The organism is Paenibacillus taichungensis, assembly GCF_013359905.1.
Classification (GTDB): domain Bacteria; phylum Bacillota; class Bacilli; order Paenibacillales; family Paenibacillaceae; genus Paenibacillus; species Paenibacillus taichungensis.
In genome coordinates this window covers 579,469-604,922 of sequence record NZ_JABMCC010000121.1, presented here as the reverse complement: position 1 = coordinate 604,922, position 25,454 = coordinate 579,469, and the positions used below count along the sequence as shown (strand labels likewise).

The 25,454-nt window shown below is 46.5% G+C and carries 28 protein-coding genes, 1 tRNA gene, 1 pseudogene and 1 riboswitch; of the genes and pseudogenes, 7 read left to right on the top strand and 23 right to left on the bottom strand.

Annotation, left to right across the window (positions count from 1 at the left end; all coding sequences use genetic code 11):
• The first annotated feature begins 148 nt into the window (after positions 1 to 148).
• A complete protein-coding gene (locus HP548_RS30405) occupies positions 149 to 619 on the top strand; it encodes a DUF2621 domain-containing protein (RefSeq protein WP_063564408.1) in 471 nt (156 codons plus the stop codon).
• 165 nt (positions 620 to 784) lie between these two features.
• On the top strand, positions 785 to 1,696 hold the full coding sequence (locus HP548_RS30400; RefSeq protein ID WP_175383744.1) for a TIGR01777 family oxidoreductase: 912 nt from the start codon (positions 785 to 787) through the stop codon (positions 1,694 to 1,696).
• On the opposite strand, the gene HP548_RS30395 is transcribed toward HP548_RS30400, so the two are convergent.
• The 16 genes from HP548_RS30395 to HP548_RS30320 form a co-directional block, all read right to left on the bottom strand.
• Positions 1,685 to 3,604: a DUF6382 domain-containing protein gene (locus HP548_RS30395; protein WP_175383743.1), complete on the bottom strand. Its 1,920-nt coding sequence runs from the start codon at positions 3,602 to 3,604 to the stop codon at positions 1,685 to 1,687. The two genes, HP548_RS30400 and HP548_RS30395, sit on opposite strands and share 12 nt — an antisense overlap.
• Before the next feature lie 26 nt (positions 3,605 to 3,630).
• On the bottom strand, positions 3,631 to 4,143 hold the full coding sequence (locus tag HP548_RS30390) for an A24 family peptidase (RefSeq protein WP_175383742.1): 513 nt from the start codon (positions 4,141 to 4,143) through the stop codon (positions 3,631 to 3,633).
• An 8-nt stretch (positions 4,144 to 4,151) separates the two neighbouring features.
• Positions 4,152 to 5,219: a pilus assembly protein gene (locus HP548_RS30385; RefSeq protein ID WP_175383741.1), complete on the bottom strand. Its 1,068-nt coding sequence runs from the start codon at positions 5,217 to 5,219 to the stop codon at positions 4,152 to 4,154.
• A gap of 29 nt (positions 5,220 to 5,248) precedes the next feature.
• Positions 5,249 to 7,366 (bottom strand): hypothetical protein, encoded by a 2,118-nt coding sequence (locus tag HP548_RS30380; RefSeq protein WP_175383740.1) that lies wholly within the window; start codon positions 7,364 to 7,366, stop codon positions 5,249 to 5,251.
• Between the two features lie 90 nt (positions 7,367 to 7,456).
• A complete protein-coding gene (locus HP548_RS30375) occupies positions 7,457 to 8,134 on the bottom strand; it encodes a TadE/TadG family type IV pilus assembly protein (protein ID WP_175383739.1) in 678 nt (225 codons plus the stop codon).
• On the bottom strand, positions 8,112 to 8,306 hold the full coding sequence (locus HP548_RS30370; RefSeq protein WP_175383738.1) for a Flp1 family type IVb pilin: 195 nt from the start codon (positions 8,304 to 8,306) through the stop codon (positions 8,112 to 8,114). Before HP548_RS30370 ends, HP548_RS30375 begins: the two co-directional genes overlap by 23 nt.
• A gap of 11 nt (positions 8,307 to 8,317) precedes the next feature.
• The gene (locus HP548_RS30365) at positions 8,318 to 9,187 is read right to left on the bottom strand and encodes a type II secretion system F family protein (RefSeq protein ID WP_175383737.1); all 870 of its coding nucleotides are present in this window, start codon (positions 9,185 to 9,187) and stop codon (positions 8,318 to 8,320) included.
• Positions 9,188 to 9,199: 12 nt separating this feature from the next.
• Positions 9,200 to 9,967, bottom strand: coding sequence for a type II secretion system F family protein (locus HP548_RS30360; RefSeq protein ID WP_175384021.1), 768 nt, complete (start codon positions 9,965 to 9,967; stop codon positions 9,200 to 9,202).
• 19 nt (positions 9,968 to 9,986) lie between these two features.
• Positions 9,987 to 11,288 carry a CpaF family protein gene (locus tag HP548_RS30355; protein WP_375165267.1) on the bottom strand — a complete coding sequence of 434 codons (1,302 nt, stop codon included), beginning with the start codon at positions 11,286 to 11,288 and terminating at the stop codon, positions 9,987 to 9,989.
• Entirely contained in the window at positions 11,288 to 12,511 is a 1,224-nt protein-coding gene (locus tag HP548_RS30350) for a nucleotide-binding protein (RefSeq protein WP_175383736.1), read from the bottom strand. The genes HP548_RS30355 and HP548_RS30350 overlap by 1 nt, the downstream gene beginning before the upstream one ends.
• 161 nt (positions 12,512 to 12,672) lie before the next feature.
• Positions 12,673 to 13,056 (bottom strand): VOC family protein, encoded by a 384-nt coding sequence (locus HP548_RS30345; RefSeq protein WP_063564418.1) that lies wholly within the window; start codon positions 13,054 to 13,056, stop codon positions 12,673 to 12,675.
• 265 nt (positions 13,057 to 13,321) lie between these two features.
• Positions 13,322 to 14,185 carry a DUF6612 family protein gene (locus tag HP548_RS30340; RefSeq protein ID WP_175383735.1) on the bottom strand — a complete coding sequence of 288 codons (864 nt, stop codon included), beginning with the start codon at positions 14,183 to 14,185 and terminating at the stop codon, positions 13,322 to 13,324.
• A 99-nt stretch (positions 14,186 to 14,284) separates the two neighbouring features.
• A complete protein-coding gene (locus HP548_RS30335; protein WP_175383734.1) occupies positions 14,285 to 14,707 on the bottom strand; it encodes a thiol-disulfide oxidoreductase DCC family protein in 423 nt (140 codons plus the stop codon).
• Positions 14,708 to 14,851: 144 nt separating this feature from the next.
• Positions 14,852 to 15,130: a hypothetical protein gene (locus tag HP548_RS30330; protein WP_024629327.1), complete on the bottom strand. Its 279-nt coding sequence runs from the start codon at positions 15,128 to 15,130 to the stop codon at positions 14,852 to 14,854.
• 98 nt (positions 15,131 to 15,228) lie between these two features.
• Positions 15,229 to 15,474: a zinc ribbon domain-containing protein gene (locus HP548_RS30325; protein ID WP_024629326.1), complete on the bottom strand. Its 246-nt coding sequence runs from the start codon at positions 15,472 to 15,474 to the stop codon at positions 15,229 to 15,231.
• Between the two features lie 203 nt (positions 15,475 to 15,677).
• Positions 15,678 to 16,097: an organic hydroperoxide resistance protein gene (locus tag HP548_RS30320; protein WP_063564421.1), complete on the bottom strand. Its 420-nt coding sequence runs from the start codon at positions 16,095 to 16,097 to the stop codon at positions 15,678 to 15,680.
• A 444-nt stretch (positions 16,098 to 16,541) separates the two neighbouring features.
• On the opposite strand from HP548_RS30320, the gene HP548_RS30315 reads away from it, so the two are divergent.
• Positions 16,542 to 17,837, top strand: coding sequence for an Nramp family divalent metal transporter (locus HP548_RS30315; protein WP_076291809.1), 1,296 nt, complete (start codon positions 16,542 to 16,544; stop codon positions 17,835 to 17,837).
• Between the two features lie 145 nt (positions 17,838 to 17,982).
• Here HP548_RS30315 and HP548_RS30310 read toward each other — a convergent pair whose 3' ends face one another.
• Together HP548_RS30310 and HP548_RS30305 are read right to left on the bottom strand one after the other, a co-directional pair.
• Positions 17,983 to 18,675 carry an HAD family hydrolase gene (locus HP548_RS30310; RefSeq protein WP_175383733.1) on the bottom strand — a complete coding sequence of 231 codons (693 nt, stop codon included), beginning with the start codon at positions 18,673 to 18,675 and terminating at the stop codon, positions 17,983 to 17,985.
• Between the two features lie 162 nt (positions 18,676 to 18,837).
• Entirely contained in the window at positions 18,838 to 19,233 is a 396-nt protein-coding gene (locus HP548_RS30305; protein ID WP_024629322.1) for an HAD family hydrolase, read from the bottom strand.
• A gap of 120 nt (positions 19,234 to 19,353) precedes the next feature.
• Positions 19,354 to 19,529: riboswitch (cyclic di-AMP (ydaO/yuaA leader) on the bottom strand.
• Positions 19,530 to 19,896: 367 nt separating this feature from the next.
• On the opposite strand from HP548_RS30305, the gene HP548_RS30300 reads away from it, so the two are divergent.
• Complete coding sequence (locus HP548_RS30300; RefSeq protein WP_024629320.1) at positions 19,897 to 20,373, top strand: glutathione peroxidase; 477 nt, start codon at positions 19,897 to 19,899, stop codon at positions 20,371 to 20,373.
• On the opposite strand, the pseudogene HP548_RS34165 reads toward HP548_RS30300, so the two are convergent.
• Both HP548_RS34165 and HP548_RS30295 read right to left on the bottom strand, forming a co-directional pair.
• A pseudogene (locus tag HP548_RS34165) lies at positions 20,349 to 20,417 on the bottom strand (hypothetical protein); the annotation flags it as partial. The gene HP548_RS30300 and the pseudogene HP548_RS34165 overlap by 25 nt on opposite strands.
• Positions 20,418 to 20,522: 105 nt before the next feature.
• Positions 20,523 to 20,605 (bottom strand) — tRNA-Leu (locus tag HP548_RS30295).
• A gap of 420 nt (positions 20,606 to 21,025) precedes the next feature.
• Between HP548_RS30295 and HP548_RS30290 the strand changes: the two genes are divergently transcribed.
• The 3 genes from HP548_RS30290 (at position 21,026) to HP548_RS30280 (ending at position 22,882) form a co-directional block, all read left to right on the top strand.
• Positions 21,026 to 21,727: an urease accessory protein UreF gene (locus HP548_RS30290; RefSeq protein WP_175383732.1), complete on the top strand. Its 702-nt coding sequence runs from the start codon at positions 21,026 to 21,028 to the stop codon at positions 21,725 to 21,727.
• Positions 21,728 to 21,997: 270 nt separating this feature from the next.
• Positions 21,998 to 22,201: a hypothetical protein gene (locus HP548_RS30285; protein ID WP_063564423.1), complete on the top strand. Its 204-nt coding sequence runs from the start codon at positions 21,998 to 22,000 to the stop codon at positions 22,199 to 22,201.
• A 27-nt stretch (positions 22,202 to 22,228) separates the two neighbouring features.
• Positions 22,229 to 22,882 (top strand): nitrogen regulation protein NR(II), encoded by a 654-nt coding sequence (locus HP548_RS30280; protein WP_175383731.1) that lies wholly within the window; start codon positions 22,229 to 22,231, stop codon positions 22,880 to 22,882.
• A gap of 26 nt (positions 22,883 to 22,908) precedes the next feature.
• On the opposite strand, the gene urtE is transcribed toward HP548_RS30280, so the two are convergent.
• The 3 genes from urtE to urtC are packed head-to-tail and all read right to left on the bottom strand — an operon-like array spanning position 22,909 to position 25,448.
• Positions 22,909 to 23,604, bottom strand: coding sequence for an urea ABC transporter ATP-binding subunit UrtE (gene urtE / locus HP548_RS30275; protein ID WP_099859424.1), 696 nt, complete (start codon positions 23,602 to 23,604; stop codon positions 22,909 to 22,911).
• Complete coding sequence (gene urtD / locus HP548_RS30270) at positions 23,582 to 24,391, bottom strand: urea ABC transporter ATP-binding protein UrtD (RefSeq protein ID WP_076291711.1); 810 nt, start codon at positions 24,389 to 24,391, stop codon at positions 23,582 to 23,584. Before urtD ends, urtE begins: the two co-directional genes overlap by 23 nt.
• The gene (gene urtC / locus HP548_RS30265) at positions 24,354 to 25,448 is read right to left on the bottom strand and encodes an urea ABC transporter permease subunit UrtC (protein ID WP_099859423.1); all 1,095 of its coding nucleotides are present in this window, start codon (positions 25,446 to 25,448) and stop codon (positions 24,354 to 24,356) included. Before urtC ends, urtD begins: the two co-directional genes overlap by 38 nt.
• Between the last annotated feature and the right edge of the window lie 6 nt (positions 25,449 to 25,454).

Below are 25,454 nucleotides of genomic sequence, written 5' to 3'. Positions count from 1 at the left end.
TTATCCCTTATTCTAACGCGATTATCGAAATAAATCTAGAAATGCGCTATAATTCGGGATATAGGCTATTTTTTACAGCTGTAATTTGGAACATGGGTGGGCGGAATCCGTCTTTCCGTGAAAATCAATAAACCGAGGTGACTCCGCAATGATTTTCGGCTCCTACGCTTGGACGTTGACTAGTAGTTCCCCCAGCAATTGGTTTATGAACACGATCGCATTCTGGACCGTTCTTTTGCTTGGAAGTATGTGTGTTGGCGGATTTTTTATGATGCGCAAGTTTTTGAAAGTGCTTCCGAAGGCAGACGGGAAGTCCAAACTCGATTGGCAGAACCACTGGGTTGAAACCAGCCGTCATTTATGGACAGATGAAGCAAAAGCTTTTCTGGACCAACTTGTAGAACCTGTTCCCGGCCCATTTCGAGATATCGCCAAACATTCCATCGCAGCAGAAATCGGCAAAATTGCGTACGAAAATAATGCACCTGAAGTATCCAGAGATCATTGCATTAAAGGATACATTATAGCCACACCGAAGCGGGATAATAAGTTTCTGGTGAAATTTCTGGAGAAAAACCAAATTGACTATTCGCCTTATAAACATTTGATGAATAAATAGATCAATAATTCAGCCGAACCGAACATTAACATGTACTAGGCTTACATATTCAAACATGCTCCGTCAGGTAAGTTATACCCAGTAAGGTAATGCTTACCGCCCGGGGCTGTTTGTCGATCCAATATTACATGTCAGCATAGTCAAAATAACAAGGAGGTCGCCATGATGAAGATTGCGATTTGCGGAGGTACCGGTTTTGTCGGAGGAGCACTCGTTGATTACTGGCTTCAGGCAGGCCATCATGTGAAAGTTATTACACGTAAATTGCCGAATTTACATAATCCCAGCCAAAACCTTACTTATATCTCATGGGAACAGGTAGAGGAACAGCCTCATTTGCTGGAAGGAATGGATGCCTTGGTGAATCTCGCCGGGGAAACGTTGAATCAACGTTGGACAACCAAAGCGAAACTGGAGATCGTTGAATCCAGAGTGACTACAGTAGCGCGCGTAGCCAAATTGGTAGATTCGTTGGAACACAAACCGGAGGTTGTCGTACAGGCTTCTGCCATGGCGATCTATGGGACCTCTCCCACAGAAACATTTGATGAGAGCAGTCCTCAAAAATCGGTGAATTTCCCATCCCGCGTTTCTCAACAATGGGAAGTTGCTGCTGATGCCATCAAACATGTGAGACTCGTGAAAATCCGCGTTAGCCTCGTGCTTGGTCATAAAAAAGGTGCTTTTCCATTAATGAAACTGCCTTATATGCTTGGTGTTGGGGGCAGGGTGGGAAGTGGCAAACAGTGGACCAGTTGGATTCATATTATGGATATTGTGCGTTTGATTGATTTCACGATCCAAAATAAAGAAATCTCCGGTCCGGTGAACGCCTCTTCGCCCAACCCGGTAACCAACGATGAATTCGGACGTACGGTAGGCAAAGTGTATCATCGTCCGCACTGGTTCCCCGTACCCGGAATTCTGATCAAAACACTGGTCGGTGAACTCTCTGTCGTGCTGCTTCAGGGACAGCGGGTTATCCCGAAAAAAGCGTTGGATCACGGATTTCAGTTCACCTTCCCTACATTAACCGATGCATTGGAAGATCTAAAACACCGGGGTCTATCCGACTGATCGATACGTGTAAACAGACTCAGCCAACGTAAAGGTATCTCCATCTTCCAGTGGATATTCTTTGTACGGAGCAAGAACATCGCCTTTGAGAATGGTTCCATTCACAGAACCCAAGTCCTTAATAACATAGCCGGATTTGTTCCGGCTCAATTCCACATGAGCACGGGACACACCGGTTGCTGAATCTACCCACTGGACCATGTCCGCCGATCGGCCAATAACAAACGATGCTCCACGGACATCCATCCGTTCATTTTTGTCCCCTGTTGCTGATCTACGTTCAAGATAAAAAGAAGGTGCTACTGGACCTGCTCCTGTAATGCTTCCGCCAGCAACACTTTGCAGGTTTACAGTTGCATCAGCCGCCGCATGATGACGGACAAGTTCCGATGTTGCAGCCATGGATTCGACAGTATGCTGAACAAAAGGTTCATCAGATACTTCAGATGGTACATGTAGATTTTGAAAGCGAGAATTCCCTGCTACAGATGACCTAGATTCAAAAGAATGCCCCCGTCCTGATTCAGAACTTTGCATATCACCAGAGCTCTGTTGACTCGTGTAACCTTGTCCATAGGTGTTACCTTCTGGTGACATTTCAGATGCATTCCAACGCCAGCTCTCCTGAAACATCTCTTCTTCGCTTTCTTTCTGCTTATCTTTGCCTCTTCCCAATCCAAAAAAAGCAGATCTCTTATTGGTAGAGCCCTCTTGTAAGTCGCCATCTGTATATTCTTCATTCGGCATCTTTCTGCGTAGCAAATTGGATTTCGAATTTCCGAATTCCCCTTTGGTCACCCATACCCAACCCGCGATCCCAAGCAACCCAGCACTTAATGCTGCAGATAGAATCATTTGTGTCTGCCCTGGTTGTTCCATATAGATGAATCTCCATACCAGCGCCATGGCAATCATACAGCCCAGAATGATATAGGTCGTTTTGGAAGAATTCTGCTTCTTGTCCTTCTCATCCTTTTCCATATCATCGTCCTGTATTGAATCAAACGTTTGGCGCTGTGACGGATTCGTCGTAACACCTTTCGCTTGCAATGAGGACTCTATCAGTGAACGTCTGCCGGAAAATCCTGAAAAGGGTTTGTTAAGTGGTTTTTCATCCTCCGTTCTAGATTTCCTCGGTTGATGATTTGATTTCAACTGCTGCCCAGCTTCGTCATTTTGATCCAACTGACGATACTGATCTTGCCCATTTCTATTGGAAAATAGATCATTTCCCTGCTCTGGAACTGCAGAAAGTGGCATCCCAAATTGACTGTCAATTGTGCCGGATGACCCGCGTGAAGACATAAACGATGCCTGGCCTGAACCACTCTGCTCATCTGCATATAATTCAAGCAAAAGTTCACGCAGTTGTCTGATATCCCATTGTTCACTGTCACATAGTTGAAGGACACGCTGAATTCCTTCGCCCTGAAGTTCCTGAACATGGGCCATTAGCCTAATAACCAGTTCGCGGAATTGCTGAGGGGTCGGATCGACCTCAACTGCATCGATAATCGGGATGTATACTAAACCGAGTTCCCCCAGTTCAAGTGAACCATTAATGAATATGTACTCTTCCTGAATCTGTAATTGACGTGAATCCAACATATATTGTCTACATTCCGTAAACGTATCTGCCAGCTGAAACAATAGACCATATAACACACGCAGCTTCATTTTTCCTGATTTCAACATTTGAGGTAACATCTTATATCCCGAAATATCATATTGTAACGTTACATTTCGGTCTACCTCTCGAAAATGAACGGGAAGAAGACGGGGAATTTGATTGGAAGACAACATACCCATCTGTACACGGCTCAGTTCGTCCATTCGCAGCCCTTCCGCTTTCTCCAAAACCATAAATGATCCGCCGTTTCGAATGAAATCTCTCGTTAATCCATACATGCCAATCCTCTCTTTCCATTGCTTAGTTAAGTCATGTAGATATAGGCGCTAATGAATCCCGGCAATACGGCCAGCATAAAAGGAAACTTCAGTGACTTTTCCTGATTAACCAGTTTGAGCGAACCAAGCATGAAGAAACCAGCAAGATTTCCTGCCATGCCACGAATCCGCTTCGCTGAATCCCTGCGAAATAAGAGAATGACTAATCCAATTGCCCCTGCGTACAAAACGGAGTAAATAATAGTGTGAACACCAAAGGCCAGTCCTGTCCAAGCTCCAATTCCTCCAAACAATTTTACATCTCCCGCACCCACTGCGCCGATTAGATACATTAGAAATAAGACACCAAACCCCATCGCGAATCCGGCTGCGGAGAACAAAAAACCCTTCCATCCTCCCCAGATGATATGGGCCAGCACTCCCGCGACAGTCACTGGTAAGGTTAAACGATTTGGTATTTTCATCGAACGAACGTCTGTAACAAAAGCTGCAATCACATACAGACTACAGGCCAGGTAAAACCACTCCACCTCCACCATCTCCTTCCTTATTTTCTGGAAGCCACATTAAACTCGGTCACCGTCTTGGCACCATCCGCAGTCTCTACCACAAATGTCCATGTGCCTTCCGTTGTACGTGTACCAACAAACCAGTTCCACTCAATCACACCATTTTCATCAGCAGTCGCCCACCCGATATGTTTGGCTGAACTTTCACCGGACTTGTAAAATATCGTTAAGTTCGCTGTAGCTCCGGGCTCCACTTGAACCTTAATTGTCGCGTTGTTGCCTATGTATGCTGGCTCCGGCTTGGATAGTACGGTTGCTGCTCCAGCTGAATCCGTGTCTCCCCCACTACTGTTGGAGCCTTCTCCGGTATCTCCAATCCATACCCGTTCTGCCGCAGCCGCTTGAATGCGTAAAGACTTCCCTAGAAAGGGAACTTTAACAGGCAATTCATAGCTCAATTCAAGCCTGAAGTAAGGATTCGTTTTATTTTTGAGATCAGGTATGGAAACACCATTAACATGCACTCGCTCTACATCCAGTACAGAAGTATTGATAAAAGGCTCAAGCAGCGGTTTAACGGTCGGATCAAGAACAGTCTCAAGAACAGATGTCTTGATCTCCTGTAACGGTTGTTCACCTCTGGCAGCAGCTGCGCGTACCCAATCACTTAGCGGCTCCGGCAGTGAAGAGGCATACTCTTCGGCCCATTCCGTCAGTGAAAGCTCTGGTATTTTCCATCCACCCTCCGAGCCTCCACTACCTGCGGAATCAGAGGGGCTGAATACAAGAGAGACCGGATATATTTTCGTGGATAACTGCTTTACTGCCTCTCCTGCCGTGCTCTGCAATGCTGTCGATACCAACGTCATCTGTACGATGTAAATGAGGAACATGACAAAGAACAGGAATACAGGCAAAACCAGTGAGGCTTCCAAAACGATGCTGCCCATTTCCTTTTCTGATGAACCCGTCTTTTTTGGAAAACGCACTTTCGAAATAGAATGTATTTGCTCAGTCAGAAACTTCATTCTTTCCAGTCTACGCACTCGTGTAAGTCGACTCTGTAATCGTGCCAATATTTTTTCCTGCTGATGTTGCTTATCCATAATCCCTCCACCGAAACGATCCAGATTACTCAATAGGAATAATCGGCCTTTCGATCAATGAAAAATCGCCCATCTTCTACCTGATCTTCACTACCCATGACAGCGCCTATACTTCTTGTGACTCCTGGTAAAAACCACAATTTAATACTGCTACGCATGTTTCCTGAAGCGTATGTCTGCTTCTCATCCGGATTCACGCCGGTATTCAATCGGATCAAAGCCAACATTCTGGACATTTTGCGTTCATTGTTGCTATGCATTAATAGGAACAAACGCAGATGGTCCCTGTATGTAAGCTTGACTTTGATATATTTGGACAATTCCACACTGCCGTCTTTAGCCAGTTTCACCATATCTGCTATAGCGTTTGTAATTCCGTATAAAATTGCAGCAGATAATACAAGTAGTGGGTTCCCCAGCTTGCTATTCTCAATTAATCCTTCCGCAGTTCGAATCGCCAGACGCATGCCAAAGATCTCCGCGTATGCAGCAGCAATGTTCCCCGAAGGATTATGAAAACCATATACGATGTACTCCAGTTCCTGATTCTCCAGTTTGAACACTTCACTAGCATCTCCACTACCTTCAGTCCAGTTTAGCAACTGCCCAAAATCCATTGAGTTGAAATACGCCAGTGCATACTCATTCTGAAACAATTCATCGCCAAGACTATCCAGCAAATTGGACATTCCTCCGAACAAACTGTCCATTCCGTTCATGGCGTTACCACCGGAGTCATACGGATCGCCAGCAATCTCTGCCTTCTTGGCTTCCTCACGGCTCGCTTGGTTAAAAGTTATGTTGGCGTTGTAGTACTCCTCCAGCTGTTTGAAGGCTTCCATGGAGCCGGAGCTCCCCTTTTCGATTTGTGATAATATGCGTTTAACATCCTTCAACTTCCCTTTGGATTCTTTATCGTTCGCTTTGCGCTGGGCATCAGATCCACGACCGCTTTCCAACAGCTGTTTACTTTGGAGAATGACATTGGAAGGTCCACTCCTTACATAAGTATCCATGTATCGTTCCGTGACCTGACTAGCCTGTCTAACCGCTGGTTTAATGGAGACACCACTCATTACTGTAACCGAACGAAGCTGCGTATTAAGCTCCATACTGTCATTTCTGACATCGGTAAAATCCGAATTTTGAGAGCGTACATGAGCATTTAACTGATCAAACAGTGTGTCGGCTCTTACAAGTTCCGAAGCAAGGGAGCGTGTACTCTTGGCTTCACTTCCCGATCCGGTAGACGGAGGGCTCGTCCCAGGCAGCGTTGAGTTGCCTACTTTTTCGTAACTGGCATTCTGTGAACGGTTCTCCCCCTCAGCGATTACCCGCTTCATTTCCTCATTGATTTTGTGAGCTTCTTCAATCTTGACTTGGGCTTCCTCCAATTTAGCCTGGTGAGCCTGCAATGCTGGTTGTATGATCGTGCTGATGCCTGTCGCCACATTCCCTACGCCTGTTCGATAACGAGCCAGCTCTAGCATGTACTGTTGCTGGTTGAATGGCAGTCCCTCATCCATTTGTTTTTTGTTTAGATAATCCGCATAACGCGCCGCTACTTCGGCGGCTGTCTCTGGCGTATCTCTTAACATCTCATCGTAAATGGCAGAGGAAGGCGGATTCATGATCAGTGCAGGTAGACCCTTCAGCTTATCGGCGGATTCCGTCTGATTAGCTATTGCTTCGTCCAGCAATTCCTCACGTTTGTCATACAGTTTTTGCAATTTTTTGAGCAGATCCACAGTATGAGCAGCTTCTTTCATCTCTTCTGACATCGGCTTAAAACGGTTGACCACTTCCAGGGTAAAATCAACCGGCGCACGATATTTCATATCCTCCTGGATCTGGCGATTAAAAATATCGTATCTGCCCAGTTCACGCCCCATGCTTAGTGAAGTCGTATCCCATTGGATATCCAGAATGGGAAACCCATCTTTCACAGCCGAGGGCTTCACACTATCATTCAGCACCTTGGCCATAATGGACTCACCACTGCTGTCACCGTATCCAAATAGACCATACTCCCGCAAGGAAGTATCGTAGGCTGACATCACAGATCTCATCGCTGCATGCGTCATTCGTTCTGCCTGTACTTTGAAAGCAGCAATACGTGCATAATCAATGAAAATGGAAACAAACATAAAGATTCCAGCCAAAATCAAGATCAAGAACACGGTTACGGCACCAGATTCACCGTCTTTTTTTCTGAACAGTGTTTCCTCCTCCTCTCCTCATTTTTTGGTTTTGCCAAAATGCTGTACAACCTGTCCCGCTTCAGCGGCAGTACTGGATGCGGCTCCGCCCTTGCCTTTAAACTTGGCTGCATAATAACGGACCAGATCCACCGTTCGGATAAATTCCGTCGGTTCTACAACTGCAGACGAACCTTGTGTTAGCACATTGTTACCTGAATCAAACAAAAAAGAAGGCAGCGGTAAAGAAATCACCTGCTCCAGCTTGGTTGTAACTTTTCGCTGGATCAGCGAGTTCTGGTATTCAATTGTCCCGTTCATACCAGAAGGCATGCCTTGTGCTGCTTGGGACAGCTTCTTTTCCGATAAACTTCCACCTTCTCCTGCGGGTACAGACACAACAACCTCATTGTCCGCTCCCGCCCAACCAAACAGTGCTCCGAGCAATCGATCATCGGTCAGTCTCCAGTACAAGTTGTCATGTTCCCCAGCCACAACTTCACCCGTCATCGCCTGCTTGTAGCTGTTGTCCCAGCTGTAGGCGGCACGTTCAGAAGCTGCATACGCATGTTGGTTCAGAAATGTCTTTTGATACATGTACATGGAGAAAAATAAAAGCAACACGAGAATAAACAACACAATAGGGAAGACCAGGGAGGCTTCAATGGTGAAGCTCCCTTCTTCCTTTTTCAATTTACTTACCCGGGAAAAATTCATTGCTTTTCGTGTCCACTTTACTAAGCAGGCTCGTAATTAATGCTGTTATTTGATCCTTGAATATCAATGCAATAATGATAATAACGCCGATGATCAGAATCAGCTCCAACGTACCAAGCCCATCCTCTTCCTTCCAAAATCCAGTTACTTTGCTTTTCATCAATTCCAGCATCCCAATTCCTCCTACATATTCATCATCATAAAAGCAGGTGCCCCGATCATCACGACAATCGAAAAAAAGATCAGTACCATCGGAAACACCAGTTTGGAAGAAGCCTGTTCTCCCTTAGCCCGACTAACGGCCTTGCGTTTCTCCCACAGCACATGAGACAGATCCCGCAACGCCAGTACAAAGTCACCTCCCCCTCGCCGGAAATTCAGCAGCACTGTTGTTGTAAAAATCGTCACTTCCTGTACACCACAGCGACGACTGAACTGTTCAAAGGATTGTTGAAACGAATAACCGTTGTTCCAATCGCCAACCATCTTTCGCAGCTCATTATAGAGGGGATGATTCCGTTCTCCCTGACTGGCTACACAGTGAACAAGGGCACGCTGCACCGTTTCTCCCGCACCAACTAGCAGAACAATTCGGTTCAATAACTCTGGCAGCTCCATGAGTATGTCCTGATCTCTTCGCTGTACTTTGGTGTTAAGATCTTTGTAGAGCGCAAAGGGTAGTGCAGCACCGAGTGCCAATCCACCTACCATACCCCCAAGCCCCATGTCCCCAACGAGCGCCAGAAGGCAGCCTACGAGCAACATCAGCCACGAATAAGTCAGCATCTCAGCACAGTAGAGCATCGTTTTCTCTCCACTATGCTGTATGCCATACATTTTCTGAATGGCATGCTGCATACGGAACATGAGCACAGGCAATCTGCGGCCCACCTCGAACTTGTCCAGTAAAAACAAAAAGGGGCCATGCAGCTTCTTCAGACGTATTCCTTCCATATCCAGTTTGCGCAAATGTCGGTAGGTCTGCCCTCGCGTTCGATCAAGCACCAGCCACCCTGCTCCGAGCACCCCTCCGAAAATAACGGGAAGCAGCATCGTGTCAGCCCCTTATACTTTGATATCCATAATGCGTGTAATCCACAAATAACAGCAGGCAAGTAACGCCAATGCCCCACTGGAGATCATATATCCCATCCCGCTGTATAACGGCTCCATAAAATCCTTGGCCGTAAAGTTTAGAAAAATCAGAAAAATAAATGGAGCGGCAAACATCACTTTAGATTCAAACTTCTTCTGTGCCACCGCTACCATGATGTCCTGCTGAATATCCAGCTTCTCACCAATTACCGCCGAGGTTCGCCTTACCACTTCGACCAGATCTCCACCCGTTCGCTTACATGTGATAAACACATCGGCAAAGTTTGTGATATCCTCAATTTTGGCCCGATCCGAGAAGTCTTGCAGCGCCTCTTCAATGGGCTGACCATATTCCATCCGCGTCCTCAGAATGGTGAATTCACGAATGAGATCTGTATCCGCCTCAGGATTCAGCATGCGCAGATCCTCCACGGATTCCTTAAATCCATTCTCTACCGATTTTCCCGCAGCCAGCGCGGAGGATAACGCATATAATGCCTGCTTAAAATGTAAACTGAGAGTCATTCTTCTTCGTTCCAGCAGTACTTTTGTCCAGTGTTTTGGTACCCATATACACCCCGCAGCCAATATCAGTCCGGCCAACCACTGATGATAGAACAGAATACCGACACCAAAGAACAACAAACCACTAATCAGCATGCAGACCATCCGCTGTCTTCGAGATAGCGTATATACGGTGTAGTCCGTTAACGCTTGTCTGGCCTCTCCCAACTTCATCACCTACCAATAAAATCGACTATTTCATGTTGTTATCCGATACATTCAACTCATCACTATTGCGTTCTATGTACTCGTTCAACCATTCCGCTAGCCCAGCCATCTGAATTTTATCCACTTGTCTCAATGTTCCAACTTGCACGAGTCCGCCAATAATCTTGCCTTCTTTTTCTTCGATTTCCTGGAAACGAAACAGTGGATTGAGCAGTACTTCTCCATCCTGCATGCCAGTCACTTCACTAATCTCGGTCACCCGACGTGAACGGTCCCGCAGCCGGGATAAATGTACAAAGATATCAATGGCCGAGCTGATCTGCTGCCGGACAACTGCAATGGGAAGATCCGCTCCACTGAGCACCATGGTCTCCAACCTGCTGATCATATCGGAGATCGTATTTGCGTGTCCGGTAGACAAGCTTCCATCATGTCCAGTGTTCATGGCCTGCAACATATCCAATGCCTCTGCCCCCCGCACCTCACCAATGACAATTCGATTTGGACGCATCCGTAGGGATGACTTGATCAAATCCCGAATAGATATTTGCCCCTTGCCCTCGGTATTCGCATTGCGCGTCTCCAGCGATACCAGATTGGGTACGGTGACAATCTGCAATTCAGCAGAGTCCTCAATCGTGATGATCCGTTCATCCGCCGGGATAAACTGAGATAATGCGTTTAGGAAAGTGGTTTTCCCCGACCCGGTTCCGCCGCCGATAAAAATATTGTATTTGCTGCGCACCAACTGCTTCAGCAACTCTGCCGCTTCCTCATGCAGGGCACCTTTACCAATTAGATCGGACATCTTCATCGGTTCACTCGGGAATTTCCGAATCGTCATGGTTGGACCCTTCAACGCAATCGGAGGCAGCACGATATTAACCCGCGAGCCGTCTTTCAACCGCGCATCCACGATTGGAGAAGACTCATTCACAATCCGGTTCACCCCGGATACAATCATCTGGATAATGTCTTCCAATCGTTCCCTGGACTCGAACTCCAGCGTGATCTGTCTGACTTCTCCTTCTTGCTCAACGAAAATTTCCCGGTGGCTGTTGATCATAATCTCCGTAATTTCGGGATGATCCACCAAGGGTTGCAGAATATCCAGGCCTCGAAAGGAGTCGAATAACCGCTGTACCAGCGTATGACGCTCCCCGGAGGTCAGATCATTCAGTTTCGGGTCAGAAAGTACTTTACGCTCGATTCCCTGCCACAGTTCTTCGTCTCCCGCAGAAGAAGTTAAATCCAGGCCTTCCCTGACCTCACGACGCATGATCTGAAACTGCTCTTCACGGTCCAGTATCATCTTGGATGAATCCATCATAGTGACCACCCATCACCCTTCTGGATTCGTCCTGTCTGCTTCAGTTCTTCTTCCCCATCCTGTACGATCATGGCGCATAGTCTCTTCACTTCGCGTTGAAAGATCGGTGAGCTGAGCATCACTTCCTCCTGGCTTAGCTGCTTCCAGGAAGGGATATACGGCAGCACAGCATCCAGATGCAGATCAGGTCTCGGCAAGGCATTGATGACGCTGTCCCGATACTTGTTGACAATGAAGCGGGCACGATCCAGTACACTTTCATGCAGATCCGGCCACGTACGCTCCATGTGCTGAATCCATTGACCCCAGCGGTGCATGGAAGAGATGTCATCCTCAACCAGCCACACGAATGCATCGGCAGCATCGAAAATCCCCTCACTGCGTCCATCCCAACCTGAGTCCCCATCCAGAATGAGCACATCATATTGCCCGCAGTCCGCCAAATACCGAATAAGGCTCTTCGTATCCTCACGGGACATTTGTAGCAATTCCTTCCGATTCGATAATGGCCAGAATACATCCGACTTCAGCACTTCGTGACGAAGTACATATCCGTCCACCCCTTTGGAGGAAGACTGTGCTTGTCCCTGTTTGCCCGATTCCTTCCTGCCCACCTTCAAATCGTAAAGAAGACGTGACAGCCCTGTTTCTGCATCGAGTGTACGCTGCCCACTTCTAGACAGACCTTTCTCCAGAAACGGCATCGAGCTATCTAACGTCTCCAGATTGAGATACAGAACAGCATATCCTGCAAGCCCAAGCTGCTTCGCCATATGCATCGCCACCGCAGTTTTGCCACTCCCGCCGGAAGCTGATACAACTCCAATAGAAAGTGTCTCCTGTCCTGGACGATGGGTTTTCTTCCGACGCGGCTGCCGACAAGCATTAAGAACAGCATCCATCAGCGTAGGCAATGGTTGATATTTCATCAGCCGTTTATCCTCATCCACCTCATCTAATCCTTCACTAAGCATCAACCATGGAATACCCGAGGTTTCGCCACCGTGACTCAGCCAGCTGTTCAGAAATTCCGGTTCCGCAATCACCAGGTCCGGCAGTTCCCTGCCTTCCTGTTCGTTCATGTGATCCCTGAACGCTTCCCATTGTGAAAAGGCGGTAAATCGTATACTGGAGCCGGACGGGCTGCCTTGTACAAAATCAAGCCAGGCGCTGATATACTCTCTGTCTTTAGAAGCCAGCACTGCCTTAAGAACAATCAATTCTTCTCCCCTCCCTGCAAAAAAAAGCACAAAAAAGCACCGTCCAATAACCGCAAAAATATGCAGTGTATGGACGGTGCTTCCGTCACGTGCTATGAATGTATGGATAATATAGCATACAATTTCTGGAGGAGCAAGGGATTTATTCAAACGCAAATCATTCAAGAATGATAAGGGGCATCGAACTCAATAATATTGCGGTCAGGATCAAGTACAAAAATCTGTGCAAACCCGGCAACACTATCTGGTCTTGCCTCATATTCAATTCCCTGCTGTTCCAGCCAGGCCAAAGTCTCTCTGTAGCTCTTCACCCAGATCGCAAAATGTCCATCTGTTGTATCGATGCCAGCCTCACGAAGCGTATGTCCCTGCGGATGCTGTAATAGATGAAGCTGCTGACTACCAAGGGCATACCAAGTGCCTGTGGAGTTGAAAGGCGGACGTTCAATCTCCTGCATACGGAGCAAACCGGAATAGAATTTCTTCGCAACTTCCAAATCACGTACAGCCAAACTCACATGGTGTATATGTGCATATTCAATCATTTCTTTTGACCTCCTGCCTGAAATAGCCTTCCTTCAACTTCCCATCAACTCTAAATTTAATCGCTTACACGACTATACTATAACACCTTGGACTCTGACCACAACGCATACAAAAAAAGAAAAACACCCCTGATTGAATTCAGCGAACCTGTCGGTTCACACAAATTCATATCAGAAGTGCCATCTCCAGAAGATCCACATCTTTAAGCAACTTTACCAGGTTAACTTCTCATCGGAGAGTCACCCCCTCTTATCCTTGCGCTTATTATTTAGCACTATCCAATGCTTCTTGCGGGATTTTAATCTCTTTCACGCCATTATGGTTAGAGAACGTGCTGGTCATCTTCATGTCCATCGAGATTTTCTGTCCTTCCTGCTCCATATTCATAACCATGTTGACATCCGTACTTGCAGGCAGGTAGGTTTCTTTGTTGATCATATATTTCATTTTCATGCTGGTAATATTCATTTGATCAAGCATTGCTTGAGTTTGGGCATCCGATCCATTTTGCTCTATAACCGCTTTGGCCAGTTCTTTCACGTTATCACCGGATACGTCCGCGTTAATGACGTAGTTGTCGCCTTCTTCCGTAATTTTGGTGTCTTCGGCAATCTTTTTGAATTGCTCCAGCTCACCTTCCGGATTCATGCTTGCCTGCATCTGCTCAATCAGTGGTTTTGTTTGTTCGTCAGGAATTTTGACCCACTGTTCTCCCACCTGTGAATAAATCTTATCCGAAGTGATGTACTGCTTCACATTCTGCGCTTCCTGTCCGGACATTTCCATCTTCATCTCCTGATAGATCATCATCGGATCTTTGATGATATCCATCTTCAGCGATGTTTTCACCTGTTGATCCTGGGACTGCTCGCCAGCCACCATTTTCAAATTTTGATCAATATTGGCTTCCGTAGTGAAGCTTTTCATATCTTTAGTCGCTGCATTCGTTTTCTCAATTAACTCATCCAATGTAGGGATCTTTGTCTCCTGCTCCGCAGTTGTATTGCCCTCGTTAGACGTTTCGTTTCCAGCTGGCGGCGTTGCTGTACTGTTATCTGCATCGCTTCCGCAAGCTGTCATGCTTACTGCTAATAATGCCCCAATAATTAATGTAGTCCACTTCTTCAAGTTATTTGCCTCCCAAAATAGAATTGATCCGTACTCATTACCCAATTATTTCCGTTATTAATCAATCGGCATCGATACAATCTGTCACACTTAGCCTTTTTAAAGGAATCGATCCTTGATTTCGGGTGTAGGCAGCATACACGCTTCATCTTTACCGAACCAGCGATATCGATTGCGAGCTACCATGTTATATATGGCATTTCGAATAAATTTCGGTACAATAATCAACATGTACAATAATGGATAAGGGAATTTTAAGCCTTTGGCCAGACGCAGCGCTGCGGTTGAACGTGTATAATATTTCCCATCCTCAATGAGTACAAAAGTATCCATGCTGTCCGTGGACAGATTGCCCTTCTCCAGCAATTTTTTCGCTACATCCGATTGAAGTGATGCAAAATGATACTTCCCCTCAGGGTCACGCTTGATTATCCACTTCGTTAATCCTTGGCAGAAATGACAGACTCCGTCCACAAGCACAATCGGGTGTCCCTGATGCTGATCCGTTTGGTTTGCTGTCATAATCGTGGCCTCCTCATGTGTGCTATTAGAGTAACTTACCCGTTTTGAGTCATCCCGTTCGCTTTTTTCACATTTTATTTAAGTGTAACGAAAAATAGAAAAAGAGCGCAGGCTCTATGCCCACGCTCGTATCTGTTTTGGCAATTACTCTGCAATTGCCTTTTCCATCCATTGGTCGTCAATCATTTGTTGGTGCAGGTCACCAGCCCACTGGTCCATGCATTTGCAAATGAAATCTTTGCGACATACCGGACAAGGCGTTTTCTGTAGACGGCTGATATTGGTTAGCTTCCATTCCGGGGAATGGGAGTAGAATACACGGCATTGTGTACCGTCTACCAATTTCATTTTAAATTCATACAATCCGTCTTCCTTGTTGCCACTAGCTAATTCTAAATTTGCAATACGCGGTCTATAAGACATGGATATCACCTGTTAATTCAAATTTGGTTCATGCATTGACACTTCTTAGTACTAAATCATATTAAAGAAATTTTAGTTCGATGTCAACTCACGCACATTTACCCACCAAATAGAATATCAAGAATGGTACCCACCTGACCCTGTTTTTTCCCTTTCAACACATCCGGATCGAATACTTCTACATATCCACAGGAAGAACAGGCGACGAAGAGATAATGATTGTGCTGAATATCAAACATTTTGCTAAGTCCCGCTCCTGACATGGATACTTCCTTAATATTGCAATCCGTACCCCTGCATTTGGTACATACAAATCGTCGTTCTATCATCTCTTCAATACTCATTGTCGTTCCCCCTCATTCGAATGTATGACTTCAAGCAAGAGTAGATTATGTAAAATAGTACGCTGTCCAACATGCAATCTCCTGCATCGCAATTGTTATAAAATACAAAACCCTGCCGAAGGCCAGCAGGGTCTTGTACTCGAACATCAGGTATCCAAAGATACCCTGCTCTATATGTTCCCTTTACTCCTACGAGTCAGGTCTTAAACTACATTAAGTACCACATCAATATTGCCACGGGTTGCTTTGGAGTAAGGACAGAAATCATGTGCCTTGCGAGCGAGATCCTCTGCTTGACTGTGATCCACGCCAGGCATGCTCACATCCAAACGTACAGACAGTTGGAAACCATCATCCGCCGGATCTTTGCCGATGGATACATTACTTGTGACCACCACATTCTCCAACTTCACGCCCGCTTTGCGTGCCACATTGGCAAGAGCACTTTCATAACAAGCACCGTATCCCGCTGCAAAGAGCTGCTCAGGATTGGTTCCTTCACCACCGGAGCCTCCAAGTTCTTTTGGCATTTTCAGATCATGCTTGAGCACGCCATCCGAAGAAGCCACCGAACCTGTACGTCCACCTTTAACTGTCGCTGTTGCTGTATATAAAGCTTCCATTAAGAATCTCTCCTTCGCCTTTAATTTTTTGTTGCCTACTATTCAATTTAAACTTCTGGCTCATTTTGAAACGTTGTTAATCCTTATTCAGGTTTTACATCTTTATCTTTTTCATGCATCGGGAAAGGAACACAGGTAATTTATCCAAGGTTGGGTAATATACTAAGGCACAATTCACTCTCCGGTAAATTTTGTCCTCATACACAAAAGTTGCACTAGACAAAAATAATTGAAGGAGTACAATGTAAGTATCAACATAAACGTTTAGACATATGAAAAGTAGTTTAATTACGCTTTTGATTTTGGTTTAAGTGTTCAAATGTAATCAAAGGAATGACACCGTTCCTCTTCATATAGAATATCAATACTTCAAAGTCGGGTGATTATATTATGAGTAAAAAAAATCCGTTCAGCACTCCTTCAAATGAACCATTGGCTGCGGGTATGGCCCCATCTCTCGGGGAAGCCCACAGCTCCATGAAGGTGCCGCAGAACGCTGCTTGGTGGAAAAAATTCCTTGCTTTTGTTGGACCGGGTTACCTCGTTGCCGTTGGATATATGGATCCCGGGAACTGGGCAACAGATATTGCGGGTGGTTCGCAATTCGGATACACGTTATTATCCGTTATTCTGATTTCGAACCTGATGGCTGTTGTGTTGCAGTCTCTCGCTGGCAAGCTCGGGATTGTCACAGGACGGGATTTGGCGCAAGCCTGCCGCGAACGATTTAGCATGCCTGTTGTGATCGTGTTATGGATCTTGTGTGAGCTTGCAATTGCAGCCACCGACCTTGCCGAGGTTATTGGTTCGGCAATCGCGCTCAAGCTGCTGTTTAACATCCCCATGTTATATGGCGTCATTATTACCGCTGTCGATGTACTAGTCATTCTTTTGCTGCAAAACAAAGGCTTCCGTGCATTGGAATCGCTCGTTATTGTGCTGATGGCCACCATCGCCCTCTGCTTCGGGATTGACCTGTTTCTCGCTAAACCGGATATGGGCGGCGTCATGCATGGTTTTGTACCCAGTGCCGAGATTTTGCAAAATCCAGCTATGCTCTACATTGCCATCGGGATTATCGGTGCAACCGTCATGCCCCATAATCTGTATCTGCATTCTTCCATTGTGCAGACCCGTCAGATTGAACAAACGCCAAAAGGAAAAAAAGAAGCGATTCTGTATTCCACCATGGATTCAACCATCGCTTTAACGCTTGCTCTGTTCATCAATGCAGCCATCCTGATTGTGTCTGCTGCCGTGTTCCATAGTGCAGGTATGACTCAGGTCGCGGAAATTACAGATGCATACCATCTGCTGACACCTCTGCTGGGTACTACCATCGCCAGCATCCTGTTCGGTGTAGCCTTGCTGGCTTCCGGCCAGAACTCAACACTCACCGGCACGTTGTCCGGACAGATTGTAATGGAAGGCTTTCTGAACATTCGTATCCCAGCATGGCTTCGTCGACTGGTTACACGTCTAATCGCAATCATTCCGGCCGTCATCGTAACAGCCATTGCCGGAGAGCACGGAACAGAGGAACTGCTGATTCTGAGCCAGGTTGTGCTGTCGCTACAGCTACCCTTTGCCGTCATTCCACTGGTGATGTTTACGAGTGACAAAAAAAGCATGGGGGCCTTTGCCAACAAGCTGTGGCTCAAAATCATCTCCTGGATTATTGCCGGAGTTATCGTTGTCCTGAATGTGTATCTGATTATCCAAACCATTCTGTTATTCTAAGTTAAACGGAACTACGCAATATTTTGTCTAACTCAAAAAGGCTGATCAACTCAAGTCATGTATCCCTTGAGACGATCAGCCTTTTATATGTTTGAGCAGCCATCTAATTCATACCGATTAGATCTTAAATACGGCTTGCTCTTATTTAGTTGTCTGAACTTTGAGTTACCATTAACAATGGAAGAAGTTCCTCCAGTGATTCAACAGTCCAGTCTGGACGCTCTGCATCCGCAAGCTCCGGCTGGAACCTGCCATAACCCTGCAAAATCCGGATCGTATGCATACCCAGCTTCTTAGCTGGAATAATATCATTATCAATCCTGTCGCCGATCATGACCGCTTCCTCGGGTTTACATCCCGCCTGTTTCAACGCTACAGCATACAATTCAGGATCAGGCTTGGACACTCCTTCTTCAGCCGAACAGGCCAGCACATCCACATACTTGCGCAAGCCGTAGCTATCCAGCCGATTTTCCGTCCCCGGGCTCTGATTGGCAATGATACCAATCTTATAGTGTTGCGATAACGTCTGGAGAACAGCGTCGGCTGACGCGAAGGGCCGCTCAAGCTCTTTGCGGAACTTTAGCTTCTCCTGTATCTGTTCCCGGTGCCCCTCGTCGCTGATAAGGGTACGAATAGCCAATTTCATCGGCCATTGCTCGTAATTCCGGTAGGAGGCGGCAAATAGTTCTCGCACCGTCTGCATCTCCACCTGATAACCAAGCGCACAAGCTTCACGAACGAACTGACCGATAATATCATCTACCGGCTCCCATTCGTCCACGAGCGTATCCCCCACATCAAAGAACAACCATTGTATTCCACGTACATCCGGCACGCCTACTCCTCCTCGTTAGCCACAGGAAATTATCCCTATTTCCCAAACCATAAAAAAGAAGACCCACCATCATGCATGAGTCTCCTCAAGATTCCGTTTATTTATGATTTCAATTATAACAGGCAGCTGACACTGGATCAATCACAGGAATAGTACTAGCCATTAGCCATTCAGCAGAAACCCAACTTCCCCATTCAAGGAATATACAATACGGTCTGCTCCCATTCCCCGATAGATCCCTTTGGGGTGGCTTTGTTCCGTAATGACACACAAGGACTTGGATGTCCAGGAGCGGCAGATCTGCAAATATCGACAGGTCAGGTTTAGGCTATTTTCAAAAATAAAAACATTGCCGACACTACCTTGCGGCAAAAACCATTTCTGAGCTGCAGCCGTGTTCATGCGAATGACATGCTCCACACCGATTCTCCGGAGCCTGCGCTCTTCCCCTGCACTGTTGGTCAGAACGGCAAACGGCATTTTTTTGTACATCAGCAATTTGATAAATTTACGTCCTGCTTCATTTGGAGCAGTCACTAAGATCATCTCTTTATCCATCATTCGTTCCTCCCTTGGCGTGAAAAGACAACAAAAAAGAAGCGTGGGGGACCAAGGCCTCCCGGACGCTTCTTCAATAATCCATAGCAAAAAGACACTATGAACCAGCGTACGGCTTGTTGCCTCTCCCTTTAACGCTTACGAGGTTAGCTGACGGATTCGGGCGCGAGAGTCGCCCTATTTCTGGCTGTCACCGGAAAATTCACCCCATGGATGCCTACTGTCCTGGACAGTTCATCCTGTTGGTTCCCCCGTTTCCCACCCATGAATGAATGGAAACTCAGCGATTAAAACATCGTTCTTTTATAATCAATAATCAGAGCGATATTATCGTTTGTTTCGTTTTTCATGTAAAATTTAATTTAAATTGGAATTACGATATGAATCATACACCCGTGCCATATTGGTGTAAAGTCTGCGCAGATCACCGAATCGACGGATTTTTGCCATTTCCCATCAATAATAGCGCTTACAACGCATCCATTCTCTACCCATCTCATCAAAGCTCTCTAATTCTCTCTATAGCGATAATTAGGTATTAAATCAGTCACAGATCATACACGACAGCCTCAAATTGAGTTAAAAAAGCAATATTAATTTTGCAATATTTAATTGCAATCAATATAATAGAAGGAAGAGAAATATGAAATGGAGGCGATTTTCATGTCAGTCTACGACTACAAAGTAAACACCCTTCGCGGTCAGGAAGTTGAAATGTCCAACTATCGTGACAAAGTACTGCTTATCGTGAATACAGCAAGCCAATGCGGACTCACACCTCAATTCAAAGGTCTGCAAGAACTTCAGGATAAGTTTAAAGACTCCCCGTTTGAAGTTCTTGGTTTTCCAAGCAACCAGTTTGCACAGGAAAAAGGCTCTTCTGATGATATTGCCGAGTTCTGTCAGATGAACTATGGTGTCAGCTTCCCGATGTTCGAGAAAATCGATGTGAATGGTTCAAGCGCTCACCCTCTATTCCAGCATCTTACCAAAGAAGCACCGGGTGTACTCGGCTCCAAAGCCATCAAATGGAACTTCACCAAATTCCTTGTGGATCAGAACGGACGTGTTCTGAAACGGTATGCTCCCAAAACAACACCCGATAAAATTGAAGCAGACATCAAAGAATTGCTTAAATAACAACTGAAGGCCATCCGACCCCTGAAGACAGAATGAACATGCATTCAGGGAAACGGGTGACCTTTTTTTGTCTGGACTCATCATTACTGTAAAAAAACATAAAAAAGAAGCTCCCCATATGGGAAGCTTCTTCCTAATCGTTCTTATGATGCGGTCGAGAGGACTCGAACCTCCACGGGTATACACCCACTACCCCCTCAAGATAGCGTGTCTGCCATTCCACCACGACCGCATGTCGTAAATAATCGGCAACAGAATTGATTATACCCGGTTCATGTTTAAAAGTAAAGCATTTTTATAAATATCATTTTAACTGCACTTTTCCTTCCATAAATCGTATAATCTCGTCATTTTCTCCTACGAATTGCATATGATTAAATTTGACCTCATTTATATATCCGATTAGGCTGATCACTCTACTTTATTTGTATTAACAGCCTTCACATCCTATCAGTATAATATAACTCATAAAGTTATATAAAATAACATAGAACAAATTAAATATTTAAAAGCCAAGAATCTATTGACAAAAAGCGGATATTTATGTGAATATATATATCATATAATTCGGATTTACGAACATAAAACGAACCAAAAAGGAGTATAAATGTTATTTAACATAACATTTAACGAACATAGGAGGCGAAAGATTGTGAACCGTGGGAATAAGCTGCTCGATTACGTCAAACTGCTTGATTCCTCTATTCAGGTTGGAGGCTTCACCCATTCCTTCGGAATGGATGCCCATATCGCTGAAGGTACCATTCGTAACGCCGAAGATCTCGAATCATTCATGCGCTGCCAATTGCACCCCAGCATCGTACGTCTGGAAGGTATGGCGATTAAAGGCATATACACCGCCGCAGATCACAATGACGCGTGGCGTACAGCCCTCATTGACAAACTCGTTCATGTCCAGCGCACCCCAGTCAATCTCAGAGAACATGCCTCCACAATGGGCAAACGTCTGATTAAGCTGGCTCATGCACTCCACCCCTGGATTGATTTTAGCCACCTCGAACAAACCCTGGCTAAGTATGAATCCGTCGGCTGCCTCTCCACTGTTCACGCCTGGATTAACCACCACCTCGAAATCCCTGTCGAGGAGGCGGTCCTTGGTTATCTGCATTCAGCCATGAGTGCCTGCATAACTGAAGCCTCCAAAGCGATTCCTCTTCATACCGATACAATCCAGGACCTGCTGGTTCGCCTGGCCGCAGATCTGGAGCATGAATGGCATACCGTCAGCGCCTCCGCTGCGGATGGACTGGTACAACCAACCTCAACGTCCATGAAAACATTGTTCCCAAGCTTTCATATGCTTGGAGCAGGGCTTCACGCCTACAGAGCCTAATCTATCCCCTTCCCTTCATAACCGCCTCCTCAGACTGTAAAATATAAAAAACACGCCGCAACCTCATTGCTGGCGTGTTTTTTATGTCAATTATTTTGTCTATTTAACGTATTTACGCCATTTAACATCTTAAAATACACTTATTTCCGTCTTTTTTAATTGTTAGATGACGCAAATACGTATATAATAAAACATACAGCTCGCATATCTCTATATTTTACACCAAGAATAACCAGCTGAACACTACATTCCAACGAGGGGTGAACCCTTTTGAACAAAAAGAAACCTGTGACTCCTTTCGGATGGGCCATTAAACGACGACTAACTGAGCTCCAGGTCGATCAAAAGACATTTTGTGAACAGTATGGCATTCCGCCATACCGTCTGTCCAATCTCATTCACGGCACACGCAAAGCAACCCGGTTCAGGAACCAGGTCGCTGACATTTTGGAAATTCCAGATGATTTAAGATAAGATTTCTGCCAAGGAGGAGCTCATTTCATGAGATACTTAATATCCGATCTGGAGAGATTGTCGTTCCAGTCCATGCAGCACCAGCTTATCATCGTCGACCACAACTGGATCATTCGAAGCTGCAACAACGCTTGGCAACACGGACTCGGGCAGCTGCTTCCAAATCCAAGCGTTACAGGCCCCTCCAGAACAGCACCTGAACCGCCTCATTACCTTCACCTTGTAGAGGGGTGGACATTACGCGAGGAGAAAACAAAGAATGCGAAAATTGTTCAGGAGTTAAAAAGTATCACTGCACCTTTTAAAGACAGTTATACATACGACATCGCCGTTCAAACTGTCCACAACGAACAGCGGTGGTTCCGCCTGGAACTCACCCCATTGATTCAGGCCGACCCATCCCTGCTGTCTGATCTCGCATTGATTGCACACACGGATGTTACCGAACAGAAACAGACAGAACGCCAATTGAAGAAGGCCCTGTCTGAAGTGCGTACGTTGCGTGGACTGCTTCCCATCTGCGCTGTCTGCAAACAGATCAAGGATGAACAGGACAGCTGGAACTCTGTTGAGAGTTATTTGGAGAAACACACTCATGCCGAATTTACCCATGATATCTGCCCGGATTGCATCCGTAGATTATATCCGAAGTACTCCAACATTCTGGACAAGCGTTCCTGAACTCACCCTACACCAAGAACCCTAAGCTACACAGACAGATGATGCTCAAACTGCGACATATCCAGCTCTCGCGGTGTGCCTTGCAGTGCAATTGCCCCTTTGTCCATTACATAGATATAATCTGCAGCACCGCGCACAAAATCAATACTTTGCTCCACCAGCAAGATGGAGATTTCACCCTTTGCCTTAATTTGCAAAATGACCTGCCGGATATCCTCTACAATGGAAGGCTGGATGCCTTCTGTCGGCTCATCTAGAAGCAATAATCCCGGCCGGGCAGCCAGTGCGCGGGCAAATGCCAACTGCTGTTGCTGCCCACCACTTAGATCACCACCCTGTCGACCATACATCGTGGCAAGCACCGGAAACATCGCCAGCACATCCTCTGGGAACGTCTTTACACTCGCTGCACTTGTCTCCAGACCCAGCAGCAGATTTTCCTTTACTGTTAGCTGCGGGAAGATTTCTCGCCCCTGCGGCACATATCCAATCCCCGACCTGGCCCGTTTGGCCGGATCGTGGGTGGATAATTCCTGACCTTTCCACTGAATACTTCCTTTGCGCGTTTTAAGAAGCCCCATCAACGTCTTCATCAAGGTGGTTTTCCCTACACCATTACGCCCCATCAGGCATACCACCTGACCTGGCTCAACATCCAGATTTACACCGCGCAGCACATTGCTCTCCCCGTAGCCGGACTCAATTCGTTGCAGCGACAGCATGGTCATCCCTCCTTTTGCCCAGATACACTTCAGCCACTCTCGGATCTTCCTGCACTTCCGCCATCGTACCTTCTTTTAGAAGCTTGCCTTCATGCATCACTGTCACTTTGGCTGCATACTCACGAACAAACTCCATATCATGCTCCACTACCACAACAGACCTTTCTCGCGCAATCTCTTGCAGTAGGCGGCCCGTCTTGTGTGTTTCCTCGTCCGTCATCCCCGCTGCCGGTTCATCCAGCAGCAATACACGGGGTTCCTGCAGGAGCAGCATGCCAATCTCAAGCCACTGCTTTTCCCCATGTGATAGCGCCCCTGCACGTGCGTCCACACGGCCCTGCAGACCAATCTGGAGCGTAATCCGCTCCATGGCTGGACTTATTTTTGAATACCGTTGAATACCCAGAGCCTGTAAAGGAGAACGACGATTCTCCGCAGCCAGCATCAGGTTCTCCTGCACGGTCAGACCAGCAAAGATGGACGGAGCCTGGAACTTGCGCCCTACCCCTTTTCGAACAATCTGGTGCTCCTTCAGACGTGTCAGATCCGTACCATCGGCCATCTTCACTGTACCGGACAAGGGCTTGGTTTTGCCGCAAATCACATCCAGCATCGTTGTTTTCCCCGCACCGTTGGGACCGATCAGAAAATGCAGATCATGTTCATGCAGCTTCAGATTCATGCCTTTGACCGCAACAAAACCGCCAAATGCCACCGTTATTTCCTCAGCTACCAGGACTACCGGAACATCAGTAGACTTTTGGTTTTTCCTGACTGACTGGAACATGCACAACCTCTCCTCTCCGTTTCAGCAAGCGCACCACATGACGGTATACACCAACAAGCCCATTCGGCATGAACAAGACCACTGTTACAAAGAGCCCACCAATGACAAACAACCAACCTTCCGGATAAGCTTCACTGATGCCCGTTTTGGCTGCGTTTAGCACCACAGCACCGATTACCGCACCAATCAGCGTTCCACGACCACCCAAGGCGACCCATAACACCATTTCAATCGATGGCACGATCCCCATCATGGAAGGTGAGATGATCCCTACCTGGAGTACAAATAACATACCAGCGATTCCCGCAAGCGCTCCGGAAAGGGCGAAGGCCAGTGTTTTGAAGCCTGCCGGGTCATAGCCAAGAAAACGAACCCGATTTTCCCCATCCCGCGCAGCTTCAAGCACCTGACCAAACCTGCTGTTCACAACCCGGCGACAAAGCAGATAGGCGAGCACCAGAACGGCAAGCGTTATATAGTAAAGAGCAATCGTTGTCCCTGCCGAATGAAGGGTAAAACCAAAGATCGCGTTATATCCCGTTATACCGTTGGTCCCTCCCGTCCATTCCTGTTTGCCCACAAATAACGTTACGGTAATGAGGACTAATGCTTGGGTCAGGATTGTAAAATACACACCCGTAATCCGGTTACGGAACGTGAACCACCCCAAGGCAAAGGCCAGCAATGCCGGAAGGGCAATCCCCAGCAATAGCGCCATCGGAAATGACCTGAACGGCTCCCAGAACCACGGCAGACCGCTAAGACCACTCCATCCCATAAAGTCAGGAAGTGTTGAACCGCTCGCCTGCAGCTTCAGATACATCGCCATGGCGTACCCGCCAAGTCCGAAGAAAACGCCATGCCCCAAACTAAGCACCCCTCCATATCCCCAGATCAAATCCAGACCGATCGCCAGAATGGCCAGGGCAAGGAATTTCGCCAACAGACTAAGTCGGAATTCCGTGGAAATGAGTGGAGCCAGACACATCATGATCAGGACAACTGCCCAGATGATCTTCATTTTCAGACTACCCGTCTTAAGAAGTGCCGACATCATATAACC

Bases quoted from the DNA above. Each gene is read 5' to 3' on its own strand.
- urtD (WP_076291711.1), bottom strand. From the start codon at position 24,391: ATGTTCCAGTCAGTCAGGAAAAACCAAAAGTCTACTGATGTTCCGGTA.
- HP548_RS30360 (WP_175384021.1), bottom strand. From the start codon at position 9,967: ATGAAGTTGGGAGAGGCCAGACAAGCGTTAACGGACTACACCGTATAT.
- HP548_RS30380 (WP_175383740.1), bottom strand. From the start codon at position 7,366: ATGTTTGTTTCCATTTTCATTGATTATGCACGTATTGCTGCTTTCAAA.
- HP548_RS30320 (WP_063564421.1), bottom strand. From the start codon at position 16,097: ATGGAAGCTTTATATACAGCAACAGCGACAGTTAAAGGTGGACGTACA.
- HP548_RS30400 (WP_175383744.1), top strand. From the start codon at position 785: ATGAAGATTGCGATTTGCGGAGGTACCGGTTTTGTCGGAGGAGCACTC.
- HP548_RS30335 (WP_175383734.1), bottom strand. From the start codon at position 14,707: ATGACAGCAAACCAAACGGATCAGCATCAGGGACACCCGATTGTGCTT.
- HP548_RS30395 (WP_175383743.1), bottom strand. From the start codon at position 3,604: ATGTATGGATTAACGAGAGATTTCATTCGAAACGGCGGATCATTTATG.
- HP548_RS30315 (WP_076291809.1), top strand. From the start codon at position 16,542: ATGGCCCCATCTCTCGGGGAAGCCCACAGCTCCATGAAGGTGCCGCAG.
- HP548_RS30305 (WP_024629322.1), bottom strand. From the start codon at position 19,233: ATGGATAAAGAGATGATCTTAGTGACTGCTCCAAATGAAGCAGGACGT.
- HP548_RS30345 (WP_063564418.1), bottom strand. From the start codon at position 13,056: ATGATTGAATATGCACATATACACCATGTGAGTTTGGCTGTACGTGAT.
- HP548_RS30330 (WP_024629327.1), bottom strand. From the start codon at position 15,130: ATGTCTTATAGACCGCGTATTGCAAATTTAGAATTAGCTAGTGGCAAC.
- HP548_RS30325 (WP_024629326.1), bottom strand. From the start codon at position 15,474: ATGAGTATTGAAGAGATGATAGAACGACGATTTGTATGTACCAAATGC.
- HP548_RS30365 (WP_175383737.1), bottom strand. From the start codon at position 9,187: ATGCTGCTTCCCGTTATTTTCGGAGGGGTGCTCGGAGCAGGGTGGCTG.
- urtE (WP_099859424.1), bottom strand. From the start codon at position 23,604: ATGCTGTCGCTGCAACGAATTGAGTCCGGCTACGGGGAGAGCAATGTG.
- HP548_RS30390 (WP_175383742.1), bottom strand. From the start codon at position 4,143: ATGGTGGAGGTGGAGTGGTTTTACCTGGCCTGTAGTCTGTATGTGATT.
- HP548_RS30300 (WP_024629320.1), top strand. From the start codon at position 19,897: ATGTCAGTCTACGACTACAAAGTAAACACCCTTCGCGGTCAGGAAGTT.
- HP548_RS30355 (WP_375165267.1), bottom strand. From the start codon at position 11,288: ATGGATTCATCCAAGATGATACTGGACCGTGAAGAGCAGTTTCAGATC.
- HP548_RS30405 (WP_063564408.1), top strand. From the start codon at position 149: ATGATTTTCGGCTCCTACGCTTGGACGTTGACTAGTAGTTCCCCCAGC.
- HP548_RS30375 (WP_175383739.1), bottom strand. From the start codon at position 8,134: ATGAATTTTTCCCGGGTAAGTAAATTGAAAAAGGAAGAAGGGAGCTTC.
- HP548_RS30280 (WP_175383731.1), top strand. From the start codon at position 22,229: ATGAGATACTTAATATCCGATCTGGAGAGATTGTCGTTCCAGTCCATG.
- HP548_RS30385 (WP_175383741.1), bottom strand. From the start codon at position 5,219: ATGGATAAGCAACATCAGCAGGAAAAAATATTGGCACGATTACAGAGT.
- urtC (WP_099859423.1), bottom strand. From the start codon at position 25,448: ATGATGTCGGCACTTCTTAAGACGGGTAGTCTGAAAATGAAGATCATC.
- HP548_RS30370 (WP_175383738.1), bottom strand. From the start codon at position 8,306: ATGCTGGAATTGATGAAAAGCAAAGTAACTGGATTTTGGAAGGAAGAG.